The sequence below is a fragment of the Mesorhizobium sp. CA13 genome, assembly GCF_020165235.1.
Lineage (GTDB): Bacteria > Pseudomonadota > Alphaproteobacteria > Rhizobiales > Rhizobiaceae > Mesorhizobium.
The window spans coordinates 169,434-182,752 of the sequence record NZ_JAIUHS010000007.1; the positions used below are offsets into that span (position 1 = coordinate 169,434).

The 13,319-nt window shown below is 64.6% G+C and carries 15 protein-coding genes; 11 read left to right on the forward strand and 4 right to left on the reverse strand.

What is annotated here, in order from left to right; genetic code table 11:
• The first annotated feature begins 69 nt into the window (after positions 1–69).
• The 4 genes from LB566_RS18160 (at position 70) to lpdA (ending at position 5,347) form a co-directional block, all read left to right on the forward strand.
• Positions 70–1,302 carry a 3-methyl-2-oxobutanoate dehydrogenase (2-methylpropanoyl-transferring) subunit alpha gene (locus LB566_RS18160; RefSeq protein ID WP_224625382.1) on the forward strand — a complete coding sequence of 411 codons (1,233 nt, stop codon included), beginning with the start codon at positions 70–72 and terminating at the stop codon, positions 1,300–1,302.
• Between the two features lie 3 nt (positions 1,303–1,305).
• Positions 1,306–2,319 carry an alpha-ketoacid dehydrogenase subunit beta gene (locus LB566_RS18165; RefSeq protein ID WP_224625383.1) on the forward strand — a complete coding sequence of 338 codons (1,014 nt, stop codon included), beginning with the start codon at positions 1,306–1,308 and terminating at the stop codon, positions 2,317–2,319.
• Between the two features lie 14 nt (positions 2,320–2,333).
• Positions 2,334–3,710: a dihydrolipoamide acetyltransferase family protein gene (locus LB566_RS18170; RefSeq protein WP_224625384.1), complete on the forward strand. Its 1,377-nt coding sequence runs from the start codon at positions 2,334–2,336 to the stop codon at positions 3,708–3,710.
• A 239-nt stretch (positions 3,711–3,949) separates the two neighbouring features.
• Entirely contained in the window at positions 3,950–5,347 is a 1,398-nt protein-coding gene (gene lpdA / locus LB566_RS18175) for a dihydrolipoyl dehydrogenase (RefSeq protein WP_224625385.1), read from the forward strand.
• 237 nt (positions 5,348–5,584) lie between these two features.
• Here the strand turns inward: lpdA and LB566_RS18180 are convergent, their stop codons facing one another.
• Both LB566_RS18180 and leuD read right to left on the reverse strand, forming a co-directional pair.
• Positions 5,585–6,508: a hypothetical protein gene (locus LB566_RS18180; RefSeq protein ID WP_224625386.1), complete on the reverse strand. Its 924-nt coding sequence runs from the start codon at positions 6,506–6,508 to the stop codon at positions 5,585–5,587.
• A gap of 70 nt (positions 6,509–6,578) precedes the next feature.
• The gene (gene leuD / locus LB566_RS18185) at positions 6,579–7,184 is read right to left on the reverse strand and encodes a 3-isopropylmalate dehydratase small subunit (RefSeq protein ID WP_140491959.1); all 606 of its coding nucleotides are present in this window, start codon (positions 7,182–7,184) and stop codon (positions 6,579–6,581) included.
• Positions 7,185–7,338: 154 nt separating this feature from the next.
• On the opposite strand from leuD, the gene LB566_RS18190 reads away from it, so the two are divergent.
• The 4 genes from LB566_RS18190 to LB566_RS18205 all read left to right on the forward strand — a co-directional run bounded on the left by LB566_RS18190 (position 7,339) and on the right by LB566_RS18205 (position 9,131).
• On the forward strand, positions 7,339–7,758 hold the full coding sequence (locus tag LB566_RS18190; RefSeq protein ID WP_224625387.1) for a GNAT family N-acetyltransferase: 420 nt from the start codon (positions 7,339–7,341) through the stop codon (positions 7,756–7,758).
• An 85-nt stretch (positions 7,759–7,843) separates the two neighbouring features.
• Positions 7,844–8,164: an ArsR/SmtB family transcription factor gene (locus tag LB566_RS18195; RefSeq protein ID WP_224625388.1), complete on the forward strand. Its 321-nt coding sequence runs from the start codon at positions 7,844–7,846 to the stop codon at positions 8,162–8,164.
• The gene (locus LB566_RS18200) at positions 8,161–8,607 is read left to right on the forward strand and encodes an SRPBCC family protein (RefSeq protein WP_224625389.1); all 447 of its coding nucleotides are present in this window, start codon (positions 8,161–8,163) and stop codon (positions 8,605–8,607) included. The genes LB566_RS18195 and LB566_RS18200 overlap by 4 nt, the downstream gene beginning before the upstream one ends.
• 32 nt (positions 8,608–8,639) lie before the next feature.
• Positions 8,640–9,131 carry an SRPBCC domain-containing protein gene (locus LB566_RS18205; protein ID WP_224625390.1) on the forward strand — a complete coding sequence of 164 codons (492 nt, stop codon included), beginning with the start codon at positions 8,640–8,642 and terminating at the stop codon, positions 9,129–9,131.
• 168 nt (positions 9,132–9,299) lie between these two features.
• On the opposite strand, the gene LB566_RS18210 is transcribed toward LB566_RS18205, so the two are convergent.
• The gene (locus LB566_RS18210) at positions 9,300–10,466 is read right to left on the reverse strand and encodes an NAD(P)/FAD-dependent oxidoreductase (protein WP_224625391.1); all 1,167 of its coding nucleotides are present in this window, start codon (positions 10,464–10,466) and stop codon (positions 9,300–9,302) included.
• A gap of 218 nt (positions 10,467–10,684) precedes the next feature.
• Between LB566_RS18210 and LB566_RS18220 the strand changes: the two genes are divergently transcribed.
• Together LB566_RS18220 and LB566_RS18225 are read left to right on the forward strand one after the other, a co-directional pair.
• Positions 10,685–11,581: an HpcH/HpaI aldolase/citrate lyase family protein gene (locus tag LB566_RS18220; RefSeq protein WP_224625392.1), complete on the forward strand. Its 897-nt coding sequence runs from the start codon at positions 10,685–10,687 to the stop codon at positions 11,579–11,581.
• Between the two features lie 57 nt (positions 11,582–11,638).
• Positions 11,639–11,845, forward strand: coding sequence for a DUF1737 domain-containing protein (locus LB566_RS18225; RefSeq protein WP_140493464.1), 207 nt, complete (start codon positions 11,639–11,641; stop codon positions 11,843–11,845).
• On the opposite strand, the gene LB566_RS18230 is transcribed toward LB566_RS18225, so the two are convergent.
• Positions 11,832–12,509 (reverse strand): hypothetical protein, encoded by a 678-nt coding sequence (locus LB566_RS18230; protein WP_224625393.1) that lies wholly within the window; start codon positions 12,507–12,509, stop codon positions 11,832–11,834. The genes LB566_RS18225 and LB566_RS18230 overlap by 14 nt on opposite strands.
• 169 nt (positions 12,510–12,678) lie before the next feature.
• On the opposite strand from LB566_RS18230, the gene LB566_RS18235 reads away from it, so the two are divergent.
• The gene (locus tag LB566_RS18235) at positions 12,679–13,308 is read left to right on the forward strand and encodes a TetR/AcrR family transcriptional regulator (protein ID WP_140550558.1); all 630 of its coding nucleotides are present in this window, start codon (positions 12,679–12,681) and stop codon (positions 13,306–13,308) included.
• The last annotated feature ends 11 nt before the right edge of the window (positions 13,309–13,319 follow it).

Below are 13,319 nucleotides of genomic sequence, written 5' to 3' on the forward strand. Positions count from 1 at the left end.
GAATTCGCACTGGTCTGGCGGCGCGGATATGCAAATATCGGTGCCGGGCGCCATTGGAGGACGAAGGTCATGGCCGATGCTGGGATGTTGCGCTTCCATGTTCCGGAGCCCGAGGTGCGGCCGGGCGGCACGCCTGATTTCTCCAACGTGACCATCGCCGCCGCCGGCTCGGTGCCGCGCCCCGAAATCGATGTCGATCCGCGCATCATCCGCGACATGGCTTTCTCAATCATCCGCGTGCTGAACCGCAATGGCGAAGCCGTCGGGCCTTGGGCGGGGCTGCTCTCGGACGAGGAACTACTCGAAGGCCTGCGCCACATGATGACGCTGAGGACCTTCGACGCGCGGATGCAAATGGCGCAGCGGCAAGGCAAGACCTCTTTCTACATGCAGCATCTGGGTGAAGAGGCGGTGAGCTGCGCCTTCCGTAAGGCACTCGCCCCGGGCGACATGAACTTCCCGACCTATCGGCAGGCCGGGCTGCTCATCGCCGACGGCTACCCGATGGTCACGATGATGAACCAGATCTACTCCAACGAGGCCGACCCGCTGAAAGGCCGGCAGCTGCCGATCATGTATTCGTCGAAGGAACACGGTTTCTTCTCGATCTCGGGCAATCTGGCGACGCAGTACATCCAGGCGGTCGGCTGGGCGATGGCCTCGGCGATCTCGAACGACTCAAGGATCGCCGCCGCCTGGATCGGCGACGGCTCGACCGCCGAATCCGACTTCCATTCGGCGCTGGTGTTCGCCTCCACCTACAAGGCGCCGGTGGTGCTCAACGTCGTCAACAACCAGTGGGCGATCTCGACGTTTCAAGGCATAGCGCGCGGCGGTTCAGGCACTTTCGCGGCTCGAGGCCTCGGCTTCGGCATCCCGGCGCTGCGCGTCGACGGTAATGACTATCTGGCCGTCCACGCGGTGGCGAAATGGGCGGCGGAGCGGGCGCGCAAGAATCTCGGACCGACGCTGGTCGAATATGTCACCTACCGCGCCGGCGCGCATTCGAGCTCCGACGATCCCTCGGCCTACCGGCCGAAGACCGAATCCGACGCCTGGCCGCTCGGCGACCCGGTGGTGCGGCTGAAGAACCATCTCATCCGGCTCGGCGTCTGGTCGGAGGATCGGCACAAGCAGGCCGAAGCCGAAATCCTCGACACGGTGATCGCGGCGCAGAAGGAGGCCGAAAGCCACGGCACGCTGCATGCCGGCGGCAAGCCGTCGACGCGCGACATGTTCGAGGGCCTCTATGCCGAGATGCCGCCGCATCTGAGGCGCCAGCGCCAGCAGGCGGGGGTCTGAGCCATGCCGAGGCGGACCATGATCGAGGCCATTCGCGACGCCATGGACGTGTCGATGGGGCGCGACGCCAAAGTCGTCGTGTTCGGCGAGGATGTCGGCTTTTTCGGCGGCGTGTTCCGCTGCACGCAAGGCCTGCAGGCGAAATACGGCAAGAGCCGCTGCTTCGACGCGCCGATCAACGAATCCGGCATTGTCGGCTCGGCCATCGGCATGGCCGCCTATGGGCTGAAGCCGTGCGTGGAGATCCAGTTTGCCGACTACATGTATCCGGCCTACGACCAGCTGACCCAGGAAGCCGCAAGGCTGCGCTACCGCTCCAACGGCGATTTCACCTGCCCGATCGTGGTGCGCATGCCGACCGGCGGCGGCATTTTCGGCGGCCAGACGCACAGCCAGAGCCCGGAAGCGCTGTTCACCCATGTGTCGGGGCTGAAGACTGTCGTGCCCTCGAACCCGCATGACGCCAAGGGGCTGCTGATCGCGGCGATCGAGGATCCCGACCCGGTCATCTTCCTCGAGCCGAAGCGGCTCTATAACGGTCCCTTCGACGGCCATCATGACCGGCCGGTGACGCCGTGGTCGAAGCACGAGTTGGGCGAGGTCGCCGACGGCCACTACACCGTGCCGCTCGGCAAGGCGGCGATCCGCCGGGCCGGCTCCGCCGTCACGGTGCTGGCGTACGGCACCATGGTCTATGTCGCGCAGGCGGCGGCCGAGGAGACCGGCATCGATGCCGAGATCATCGATCTCAGGACGCTGTTGCCGCTCGACCTCGACACCATCGTGGCGTCGGTGAAGAAGACCGGGCGTTGCGTCGTCGTGCACGAGGCGACGCTGACCTCAGGCTTCGGCGCGGAGCTGGTCGCGCTGGTGCAGGAGAACTGCTTCTACCATCTGGAGGCCCCGGTGGCGCGCGTCGCCGGCTGGGACACGCCCTATCCGCATGCGCAGGAATGGGACTATTTTCCGGGTCCGGCCAGAGTCGGCCGGGCGCTTGTGGAAACATTGGAAGCCTAGAAGGGGAGTCTGAGATGGGCGAACACATCATCAAGCTGCCCGATGTCGGCGAGGGCGTCGCCGAGGCGGAGCTCGTCGAATGGCATGTCAAGGTCGGCGACATCGTGCGCGAGGACATGATGCTTGCCGCCGTGATGACCGACAAGGCAACGGTTGAGATCCCTTCCCCCGTCGATGGCGAGATCCTGTGGCTGGGCGCCGAGATCGGCGACACTGTGGCGATCGGCTCGCCCATCGTGCGGCTGAAGGTGGCCGGCGAGGGCAATGCGGCGGGTGAGGCGGCGGCGTCGAACGCTGGGCCGACGCCCTCCTCGGGTCACGCGCCCCCGAGCCTCGTGCCGGCATCCCCAAATCTCGCGCCCCCAAAGCTCGCATCGTCGTCATCCTCGGGCTTGTCCCGAGGATCTGCCGACACTTCAAGATCAAACGCGTCTCACTCACCCAGCACGGTAGATCCTCGGGACAAGCCCGAGGATAACGGTCGCGCGAAGGGGGCGCCTCGCCCCGAGGGCGAAAAGCCGCTGGCATCGCCCGCGGTCAGGCTGCGCGCAAAAGAGGCAGGCATCGATCTGCGCCAGGTGTCGGGAACCGGCCCGGCGGGCCGCATCGGGCATGAGGACATCGAGGCGTTCCTGGCGCGCGGGCCGCACATGGCCAAGGCCTCCGGCCTCGCCCGCAACGATGCCGTCGAGGACATCAAGGTAGTGGGCTTGCGGCGCAAGATCGCCGAGAAGATGACGCTGGCGAAGTCGCGCATCCCGCACATCACCTATGTCGAGGAGATCGACGTCACCGCGCTCGAGGAATTGCGCGCCGCGCTCAACAAGGAAAAGCGGGCGGCCAAGGGAGCGCAAAGGCCCAAGCTGACGCTGCTGCCGTTCCTGATGCGGGCGATGGTCAAGGCGATCGCGGACCAGCCGCATCTGAATTCGCTGTTCGATGACGAGGCCGGCATCATCCACCAGCATGGCGGCATCCATATCGGCATCGCCGCGCAGACGCCGTCGGGACTGGTGGTGCCCGTCGTCAAGCACGCCGAAGCGCTGGATATCTGGGAGTGCGGCGCCGAGGTCCTTAGGCTGGCCGAGGCGGCCAAGTCGGGAACCGCGACGCGCGACGAGCTCTCCGGCTCGACGATCACCATCACCTCGCTCGGCGCCATGGGCGGCGTGGCGACGACGCCTGTGATCAACCACCCTGAGGTGGCGATCATCGGCGTCAACAAGATGATGGTGCGGCCGGTGTGGGACGGCACGCAATTCATCCCGCGCAAGATGATGAACCTGTCGTCGAGCTTCGACCACCGGGTCATCGACGGCTGGAACGCCGCGGTGTTCATCCAGCGTATCAAGACGCTGCTGGAGACGCCGGCGCTGATTTTCGTGGATTAGAGGGGGCGCTGAATGACGGGAATGACGGCGGGCCAGCGCCCCCCTCTGCCTTGCCAGGCATCTCCCCCACAAGGGGGGAGATTGGACGTCACCTCGGGTTTCGCCAATCTCCATCGTTGCAGGAATGAGCGAAGCGACGAAGCTGCCAATCTCCCCCCTCGTGGGGGAGATGTCCGGCAGGACAGAGGGGGGCGTGAAGGATCGCGACGGAATATTCCCTCGGATCGAAGGGTCGCAACATGAAAGAAATCTCCTGCAAGCTGCTGGTCATCGGCGCCGGGCCGGGCGGTTATATCTCAGCCATCCGGGCCGGGCAGCTCGGCGTCGACACCGTCATCGTCGAGGCCGGCAGGCCGGGCGGCACCTGCCTCAATGTCGGCTGCATTCCCTCCAAGGCGCTGATCCATGCGGCGGAGGAATTCGAGAAGGTCGCGCAGATGGCGGGCGGCAAGAGTCCGCTCGGCATTTCGTTGGCCGCTCCGGCGCTGGATTTGGGCAAGACGGTGGCCTGGAAGGACGGTATCGTTAGCCGGCTGAACAGCGGCGTAGCCGGACTGCTCAAGAAGGCCGGGGTGAAGACCGTGCACGGCTGGGCGACGTTCCGAGACGGCAAGACGGTCGCGGTCGAAACCGAGACGGGAAGCCAGGTGATCCGCGCCGAAACGGTGGTGATCGCCACCGGCTCGGCGCCGGTCGAGCTGCCGGGCTTGCCGTTCGGCGGTCCGGTGATTTCGTCCACCGAGGCGCTGGCGCTCAATGAGGTGCCGAAAAAGCTCGCGGTGGTCGGCGGCGGCTATATCGGCCTGGAGCTCGGCATGGCCTTCGCCAAGATGGGCGCGGGGGTGACCGTGGTCGAGGCCTTGCCGCGCGTGCTGGCGCAGTATGACGCCGAACTGACGCGGCCGGTGATCAAGCGGCTCGCGGCACTCGGCGTCGAGGTGATGCCGGGCGCAAAGGCCAAGGGCCTGTCGGCGAAGGGCGATGCGCTGCTGGTCGAGACCTCGGACGGCAAGGATGCGAGGATCGCCGCCGACAAGATCCTAGTCACGGTCGGCCGCAAGCCGGTGACGGAAGGCTGGGGACTCGACCAGATCGACCTCGACATGGCGGGACGATTCATCCGCATCGACGAGCAGTGCCGCACCTCCATGCGCGGCATCTTCGCCATTGGCGACGTCACCGGCGAGCCGATGCTGGCGCACCGGGCGATGGCGCAAGGCGAGATGGTCGCCGAAATCGTCGCCGGCCATAAGCGCAGCTGGGACAAGCGGGCTATCCCCGCCGTCTGCTTCACCGATCCGGAGCTGGTCACCGTCGGCCTGTCGCCGGAAGAGGCCAAGGCGCTCGGCGGCGAAATCAAGATCGGGATGTTTCCCTTCGCCGCCAATGGACGGGCGATGACCAGGCTTGGCGAGGATGGCTTTGTCCGCGTCGTGGCGCGAGCGGACAATCATCTGGTGCTGGGCATCCAGGCGGTCGGCCAAAGCGTGTCGGAACTGTCGACGGCCTTCGGCCTGGCGCTCGAAATGGGCGCGCGGCTGGAGGACATCGCCGGCACCATCCATGCCCATCCGACACAGGGCGAAAGCTTCCAGGAAGCGGCGCTGAAGGCGCTTGGACACGCGCTGCATATTTAGGGCGCGACAGGTGATGTTGGCGGGGCACTGCCCCCTCTGCCCTACCGGACATCTCCCCCTCAAGGGGGAGATTGACAGTTTCGGCGCCCCGCTCACTTGGCAACGTTGGGAAATTGGCGAAGGAAGAGGTGACGGCCGATCTCGCCCCTTGAGGGGGAGATGTCCGGCAGGACAGAGGGGGTGCTGGCCCGCCACCGGTGCGCAATTCCGGACTGAAAACCGTTTCCCGGAATTGCGCTAATTCGCCGCGCTCATCGCCTTGTCGAGCGCGGCCTTCACGTCGGCCGGCCAGGTCTTCACCGGGGGCTTGGCGTCCGGCTCGCCATTGTCGCCGCGGCGAGCAAAATAGAGCTTATGCTGGGCCGGGTCGACCGCCATGAAGCCGTCATTGCCGCCGCAATCGTGCGGAACGCAGCCGCTGGCATAGAAGGCGCCGGACGCGGTATTTTCGGTGCCGCCGCCGACCAGCAGGCTGGTCGCCATGTCGGGCATGTCCTTGCCGAGCAACGCTTCGGCGGCCTTGTAGACCGCCTCATTGTGGAAGGCGTCGATGATGTTGTCGTATTTCGACGGATCGATGTCTTTCCAGTCGGTGCCGGGTTCGGGCATGTAGGTCAGATTGCCGGAGATCGTCAGCCCCGATGTCGGCGACCACTGCAATGCCGGTTTCGAATCGCCAGGCAGGAGATAAGGCACGAAATAGATGGCGTTGTCGGAGACGGCCGTGGGCGGCGCGCCGCACTCGTCCTGCTCGACGGTGGTGCTCTGGATCTCGCCGCCTTCCGGTTTCCAGACGATCACTGTCGCCGGTCCGCACTGGTTGCCGCCGTCGCCGACATCGAACAGCGCCACCTTGACGCCGCCGACCTCGATTATCCTGTCGAAGAAGACGTCGTAATTGCTGGCCAGTTGCTTGCCGTCATAGGCAAGCACCTTCTCGCCATACTGTTCCTGCTGCGTGATGGTGAACTGACCGCCCTCGAACGGGACCGGCGCCTGTTTGTCGTCGTCGGAAACGTCGGCGGCTCCCTGATCCGTGGCCGGCGTCTCGGTTACCGCCGGTGGCTGCGTCGCTGGCGTCTCGGCCTGCGCATGCGCGCCGGCCAGCGTCGCCACGGTCACGGCCAGGGCGCAGGCGCTGGCAAGAAGCGGGCGTGTCATGACTGTTCCTCCTCCAGCCGCCGCAAACCCGGCCAGCGACGGCCGGGCCGATGTCGTCAGTCCGCGCCACTCAGGCCCAGGGGCGCAGCTCGGCGTTCTTCTTCTCGAACGAAGCGATGGCGCCGGCCTTCTCCATGGTCAGGCCGATATCGTCGAGGCCGTTCAGCAGGCAATGACGCTTGAAGTCGTCGAGATCGAACTTGACCACGCCGCCGTCGGGGCCGCGGATCTCCTTGGCCTCGAGGTCGATCGACAAAGTGGCGTTGGAGCCGCGCGAAGCGTCGTCCATCAGCTTGTCGAGATCCTCGGGGCTGACGGTGATGGGCAGCACGCCGTTCTTGAAGCAGTTGTTGTAGAAGATATCGGCGAAAGAGGTCGAGATGACGCAGCGTATGCCGAAATCGAGCAGCGCCCACGGCGCGTGCTCGCGCGAGGAGCCGCAGCCGAAATTGTCGCCGGCGACGAGGATCTGCGCCTTGCGGTAGGCCGGCTTGTTGAGCACGAAATCCGGATTCTCCGAACCGTCGTCCTTGTAGCGCATCTCGGCGAACAGGCCGCTGCCGAGCCCCGTGCGCTTGATCGTCTTGAGATAATCCTTGGGGATGATCATGTCGGTGTCGACATTGACGATCGGCATGGGCGCGGCGACGCCGGTAAGCTTGGTGAATTTTTCCATGGTCTTTGCCCGTCTTCCTGGCATTGCTGGGGATTGCTGGCGCCCGGTTTACACAAAGCCGGCGGCAAATAAAAGGCAGGTGTTCGCGCGCGTCGGCACGGGGTACGGCACAAAGGGCTTCGGATTCGCGGCCCGATGGTGCAGTCTGGCTGCGATGGCTGAAAAAATCCTCTATGCACGCGAACCCGCACTCGACGTCGCCGAATTCCGCCGCGTGCTGGTGGATTCCGGCCTAGGCGAGATCCGTCCCGTCGATGATGCCGACAGGCTGCGGGCGATGCTGTCGGGCGCCAATCTGGTGCTGAGCGCGCGGCTGGATATCGAAGGCAAGCCGCTGGTCGGCGTCATCAGGGCCGTGACGGACTTCTCCTGGGTCTGCTACATCTCCGATCTCGCCGTTTGCGGATCGGCGCAGGGGCTCGGCATCGGCAAGGGACTGATGGACGAGGCGCGGCGGCAGCTCGGCCCGTCCGTCGCCATCAGCCTGGTCTCCGTGCCCGACGCCGCCGGCTTCTACGAGCGCATGGGCATGACGCGCATGGCCGACGCCTTCTGGTTCTCCCGCACGCGCTGACATTTTTTCTCCTGTGGCCGGATCCAGCAGCCGTTGGCATGACATGTCGTCTTGACATGCAACCAAATGGTTGCATATTAATGCCATGAGCATGGACGCTGTTTTCAGGGCGCTGGCCGATCCGACCCGCCGGCAATTGCTGGACAGCCTCCATGCCAGGAACGGGCAGACGCTGAACGGGCTGTGCGAACAGATGGCCATGACGCGCCAGGCGGTGACCAAGCACCTGGCGATCCTCGAGGAAGCAAACCTCGTCACCACTGTGCGCAGGGGCCGTGAGAAGGAGCATTACCTCAACCCGGTTCCGATCAACGAGATCGCCGAACGCTGGATCGGCAAGTTCGAGCGGGGGCGGCTCGCCGCCCTCAGCGACCTGAAGAAACGTCTTGAAAGGGACGACCGATGAGCAACGCCTTCGTTTATGTGACCTATATCCGCACCACGCCCGAGAAGCTTTGGCAAGCGCTGACCGATCCGGAATTCAACCGGCAGTTCTTCCTCTGCTCCCATCAGGAGAGCGACTGGAAAGTGGGCTCGAGCTGGAAGCTGGTCTTCCCCGATGGCCGCATCGCCGACTCAGGCGAGATCCTGGAGGTCGACCCGCCGCGGCGTCTCGTCATCAGGTGGCGCAACGAATGGCTGCCCGAGGTGAAGGAGGACGGCTACACGCGCTGCACCTTCACCATCGAGGAGGAGGGCGCCCTGATGAAGCTCAGCGTCGCCCACGAAGCCGACGGTCCGCACAGGCTGATCGAAAACGTCGCCAAGGGCTGGCCGCTGGTGTTGTCCAGCCTGAAGAGCCTGCTGGAGACCGGCAAGGGCTTTGAGCGCCCGCCATCGAAAGGGTGATCGTTTCGGTATCAATCTCTTGGGAGGCAGCCATGCCGCATGAGCCCGCCACGCACGCCATGACCAATGGCGAGACCGTGTTCGCCACCGCCGATATCGGTGCTCCGCCCGAGCGTGTCTTCCGGGCGCTGAGCACGGACGAAGCCGAACTGTGGTGGGGATCCGCCGACACCTACCGGATGGTCGGGTGGACGGCCGATCTTTGCGTTGGCGGCCGCTGGGCGGTTGTCGTCAGAACCGCTGACGGCAAGGACATGCCAGCCGGCGGCCAATTCCTGGAGATCGAGACGCCGCGCCGGATCGTCCAGACGCGGGCCTATGGGTGGGACCACCCGACGCTCGGCCGGCGGGAGACGAAGGTCGCCTGGCTGCTGGAGCCGATCGCTTCCGGCACGCGGCTTACCGTTTGCCACGGCGGTTTTGCCGGCCGGCAAGAGGCCGCGGCCGAGCACGCCGAGGGCTGGGGACGGGTGCTGGCATGGCTGCAAGATTATTTCGAGGCCGGAAATAGAGCCGCGGCTTAGAAGCGCCCTTTCCTTCTCCCCTTGTGGGAGAAGGTGTCGCCGAAGGCGACGGATGAGGGGTGTTCCAGGGAACGCCAACGCCTCACTCCGCTGGAACACCCCTCATCCGTCTCGGCGCTGACGCGCCGATCCACCTTCTCCCACAAGGGGAGAAGGAAAGGGCGCTCCTCAAATCACATTCAATTCCCGGAACGCCCTTCCTTCGGCAATGCGTGCGTAGCCAAAGGCGGAGCAGTCCACCGTGCGGTAGCCGCCATGGACGATCAGTTCGGCCAGCGCCTTGCCCACGGCGGGCGCCTGCTGCAAACCGTGGCCGGAAAAGCCGTTGGCGAAGAGGAAATTGCCGACTTCGGGATGCGGGCCGATCACCGCGTTCTGGTCAAGCGTGTTGTAGTCGTAATGGCCGGCCCAGGCGCGCGTCGGCTTGATCGCCTCGAAGGCCGGGATGCGGGTCGCCAGCACCGGCCAGATCACCTCTTCGAACAGCGGCCAGTCGACGTCGAAATCGGCGGGGTCGGCCGGACCGTCGCCCTCTTCCGGCTCGGCGCCGCCGGTGAGATAGACCGAGCCTTCCGGCCTGACATAGATGCCGGAGGGATCGACCAGCAGCGGCATGTCGGCATATTTCTCGCGCGCCTCGAAGACGAAGACGTTGCGCTTGCGCGGCTCGACCGGCAGCGCCAGCCCGGCGAGCGCGGCGACCTTGCCGGCGTTCGGCCCCGCGGCATTGACGAGGATGCCGGCCTCGAGCCGCTCGCCATTGTCGAGGCTGACGCCGGCAACGCGCTCACCTTGCCGCTCGATGCCGGTGACCGAAGCGTTGATGAAGTCGATCTTCTTCTCCCGCAACGCCTTGCGGAACAGCATCAGCATGGCATGGGCGTCGAACCAGCCCTCGCCGCTGCGGCCATAGGCGCCGGCGGTGATGCCCTCGGCCGACAGCCATGGGAAACGACGCACCAATTGTTCGGCTTCCTCCAGCAAAATGTCGGCGCCTTCGGCGACCTGCGCCTCGTGATTGGCTTTCAGGATCGGCAGCCCGGCCTCGCCGGCGAGAATAAGATAGCCGCCCTCGCGAAAACCGATGTCGGCGTCCGCGCCGAATTCTTCCTTCAGCCGGCGGAACAGTTTCAGCGTGAATTGCGACAGGCGGATGTTTTGCGGAATCGAGAATTGCTGGCGGATCGAGGCCATGGATAGCGTCGTCGCCGCATGGGAAAATTGCGGGTCGCGCTCGACCAGGGCGATCGAGCCGGAAAAGCCTTCCTCGCGCAGATAATAGGCGATCGAGGAGCCGACGATGGCTCCGCCGATGATGACGATGTCGTAGCGCACGTTTCAGGCCTTTCCGAATAGAGCCGCGGATGGGAGTCACGCGGTTGGCAAAACAATGTCGAAGCGCGTGCCGCGCCCGGAGTCAACCAGCCGGATCGTGCCATCGTGCGCTTTCAGGAGGGCCAGCGCGATGCCGAGCCCCTTGTAGGTAGCGCCGGTAGAGCGCCGCGCGATGCCGCTCCCTTGCCTCGACCCGCGGCAGGCGGCATAGATTTGGCATGACGACCGATCCCTACCGCCCGCGCCGCTCGGTGCTCTATGTCCCGGCCTCGAACGACAAGGCGCTGGCAAAGATGGCGCAGCTTGCCTGCGATACCGTCATCGTCGACCTGGAGGATGCCGTAGCCCCGGCCGACAAGGTCGCGGCGCGCGAAAGGCTGGCCGTCATCTTCAGCAATCGTCCCGATACCAACCATAGTGGCCGGCGCTGCGAGATGGTTGTACGCATCAATGCGCTCTCCAGCGAATGGGGCGGCGCCGACCTGCTGGCGGCGGCCAAGGCGGAGCCGGACGGCATCCTGCTGGCCAAGGTGGACACGCCCCGCGAAGTGCTCGAGGCTGGTGACGTGCTCGACGACAATTCCGTTCCCGACAGCGTGAAACTATGGGCGATGATCGAGACGCCCAAGGCCGTGCTCAATGTCGGCGCCATTGCCGAACTTGGCCGCGATCCCGCCTCGCGGCTCGATTGTTTCGTTGCCGGAACGAACGACCTGACCAAGGACACCGGCATTCTGGCGACGCCGGACCGGCGCTACCTGCTGCCGTGGCTGATGCAGATGGTGCTGGCGGCGCGTGCCGGCGACCTCGATATCCTCGACGGCGTCTTCAACGATTTTCGCGCGCTCGATGCTTTCAGCCGCGAATGCGCGGAGGCGGCCGCCATGGGCTTCGACGGCAAGACGCTCATCCATCCCGCACAGATCGACGCGGCGAACCGCGCCTTTGCGCCGTCCGCGGAGGCGGTGGCCAAGGCGCGCGCGGTGAAGGAGGCCTTTGCGCTTCCGGAGAATGCCGGCAGAAACGTGATTGCGCTGGAGGGAAGGATGGTCGAACGGCTGCACCTGGCGCAGGCCGAAAAACTGCTGGCGAAGGCCGCGGCCGTCGGCGCATGATGTGCCATGTGTGGATTGCCGATCGCGGGCGATGGGACTGACGACAGGGATTGAATGATGAAACTCTACCGCTTTCTCACCGCTCCGGACGACGCCAGCTTCTGCCACAAGGTGACGGCGGCGCTGAACAAGGGCTGGCACCTGTTCGGCTCGCCCACCTATGCCTACGACAAGAAGACCAAGACCATGCGCTGCGGCCAGGCCGTGGTGAAGGATGTGGAGGGCCAGGAATACGGGCCGGACACCAAGCTCAGCGATTGGTAGGCCCTCGCATCCACAGCCACGCCGCCAGCCAGGCGATCGATGCCGCAAGCGTCGCCAAGCCCAGGTCAAGAGCGAGCTCCGGAACGAACGCACGAAGCGCGATCGGCACCGCGCCAATGAGATAGAGGGCGAGAGGAATGCGCGGCACGCCTCTTGCAACGGCGAGAGAGATCACAAACGCGAGCGTTCCAACCAGAAAAAGAACTGAACTGGCGACCAGAGCCAGACCGAGCGGCCCGGTCCGCAGCTCGATGATGGTTGTGAGCGGAAGCTTCGAAAATACCAGATTGATCACTGCTTCCACGCCTACCAAACTTGCCAGTGCAACGAAGTTGACGACAAACGCGATAGTGCCGAACAGCCCCGCGCGCCGGCCAAATGCAAGAAACAGGCCCACGACGAGGCCAAGCGCCAATATCTCGGCGACCGGCGCGAGAAGTTGCGTCAGATCGGTGGTTGCGATGAGCGAGCTGCGTTTAGCCGCGTTGACCAGAAGAATAAGCGCGCTTCCCATCCCGGCGACGGCGGCAAGCCGATAAAGCGTGAAGGAGGGCACAGCAGCGCTCGACTGAACAATCGCGAAATTCTCCTGCTGAGGTTCTTCGGCTGGACTTTGATGCGAAATGCCCGATTGCGGGCGGGGTGGGGCTGTTCTGGCGAGCATGTTCGTCTCCTCAGCGGGGAGTTCGGGAGCCGCGAAGACCGCAGGCCTGTTCCGATCTCATCGGTAATCACTGCTTACATCCTCTGGCCGGAATTGTAAACGGCGATTACATAAATCGCGGAATCATGCTACAGAGGCGGGAGCAGCTCTGCGGGACGAAGGGAAAGAGATGGCAAAAGCCAAGGCGCCTCATCGCACTGGTTACCACCATGGCAATTTGCGGGAGGTCCTGATCGATGCCGCGGTTCAACTGGTCGAGGAAGGCGGCCCCGACAATGTGAGCGTGCGCGAAGCCGCAAAGCGTGCCGGCGTTTCCCCAGGTGCGCCGTTCCGCCACTTCAGCAACAAGACCGCATTGATGACGGCTGTCGCGGAGCAGGCAATGAGCCGGTTCCGCTCGGAGATCACGGATGCGGTCGAGAAGGTTGCGACGGACGATCCGATCGAACGCTTTGCCGCTGTTGGAATCGCCTATTTGCGCTGGGCAATTCGAAACCCCACCCACTTCCAGATCATCTCGACACGCAATCTTATTGATTGGGATGCTTCAGAGTCGCTGCGTCACGATAACGAAGCGGTGCGTTCGCTGATGGAAGCGTCAATGGCAGAAGCACAGCGACGAAACATGCTCCGGTCGGACGACATGGCAGAGACCCAGATAGCCGCGAGGGCGCTCGTCTACGGGCTCGCACGCATGTACATTGATGGACATTTTGCGCAATGGGCAGTGGCAGGACATACCGGGGAGCAGACTATGCAGAACGTATTAAAACATTTCGTCACACTCATTGTGAAATGACGGTCTGACGT

Excerpts from the sequence above, each read along its gene's own strand:
- LB566_RS18160 (WP_224625382.1), top strand. The coding sequence starts at position 70 with ATGGCCGATGCTGGGATGTTGCGCTTCCATGTTCCGGAGCCCGAGGTG.
- LB566_RS18165 (WP_224625383.1), top strand. The coding sequence starts at position 1,306 with ATGCCGAGGCGGACCATGATCGAGGCCATTCGCGACGCCATGGACGTG.
- LB566_RS18170 (WP_224625384.1), top strand. The coding sequence starts at position 2,334 with ATGGGCGAACACATCATCAAGCTGCCCGATGTCGGCGAGGGCGTCGCC.
- lpdA (WP_224625385.1), top strand. The coding sequence starts at position 3,950 with ATGAAAGAAATCTCCTGCAAGCTGCTGGTCATCGGCGCCGGGCCGGGC.
- LB566_RS18180 (WP_224625386.1), bottom strand. The coding sequence starts at position 6,508 with ATGACACGCCCGCTTCTTGCCAGCGCCTGCGCCCTGGCCGTGACCGTG.
- leuD (WP_140491959.1), bottom strand. The coding sequence starts at position 7,184 with ATGGAAAAATTCACCAAGCTTACCGGCGTCGCCGCGCCCATGCCGATC.
- LB566_RS18190 (WP_224625387.1), top strand. The coding sequence starts at position 7,339 with ATGGCTGAAAAAATCCTCTATGCACGCGAACCCGCACTCGACGTCGCC.
- LB566_RS18195 (WP_224625388.1), top strand. The coding sequence starts at position 7,844 with ATGAGCATGGACGCTGTTTTCAGGGCGCTGGCCGATCCGACCCGCCGG.
- LB566_RS18200 (WP_224625389.1), top strand. The coding sequence starts at position 8,161 with ATGAGCAACGCCTTCGTTTATGTGACCTATATCCGCACCACGCCCGAG.
- LB566_RS18205 (WP_224625390.1), top strand. The coding sequence starts at position 8,640 with ATGCCGCATGAGCCCGCCACGCACGCCATGACCAATGGCGAGACCGTG.
- LB566_RS18220 (WP_224625392.1), top strand. The coding sequence starts at position 10,685 with ATGACGACCGATCCCTACCGCCCGCGCCGCTCGGTGCTCTATGTCCCG.
- LB566_RS18225 (WP_140493464.1), top strand. The coding sequence starts at position 11,639 with ATGAAACTCTACCGCTTTCTCACCGCTCCGGACGACGCCAGCTTCTGC.
- LB566_RS18230 (WP_224625393.1), bottom strand. The coding sequence starts at position 12,509 with ATGCTCGCCAGAACAGCCCCACCCCGCCCGCAATCGGGCATTTCGCAT.
- LB566_RS18235 (WP_140550558.1), top strand. The coding sequence starts at position 12,679 with ATGGCAAAAGCCAAGGCGCCTCATCGCACTGGTTACCACCATGGCAAT.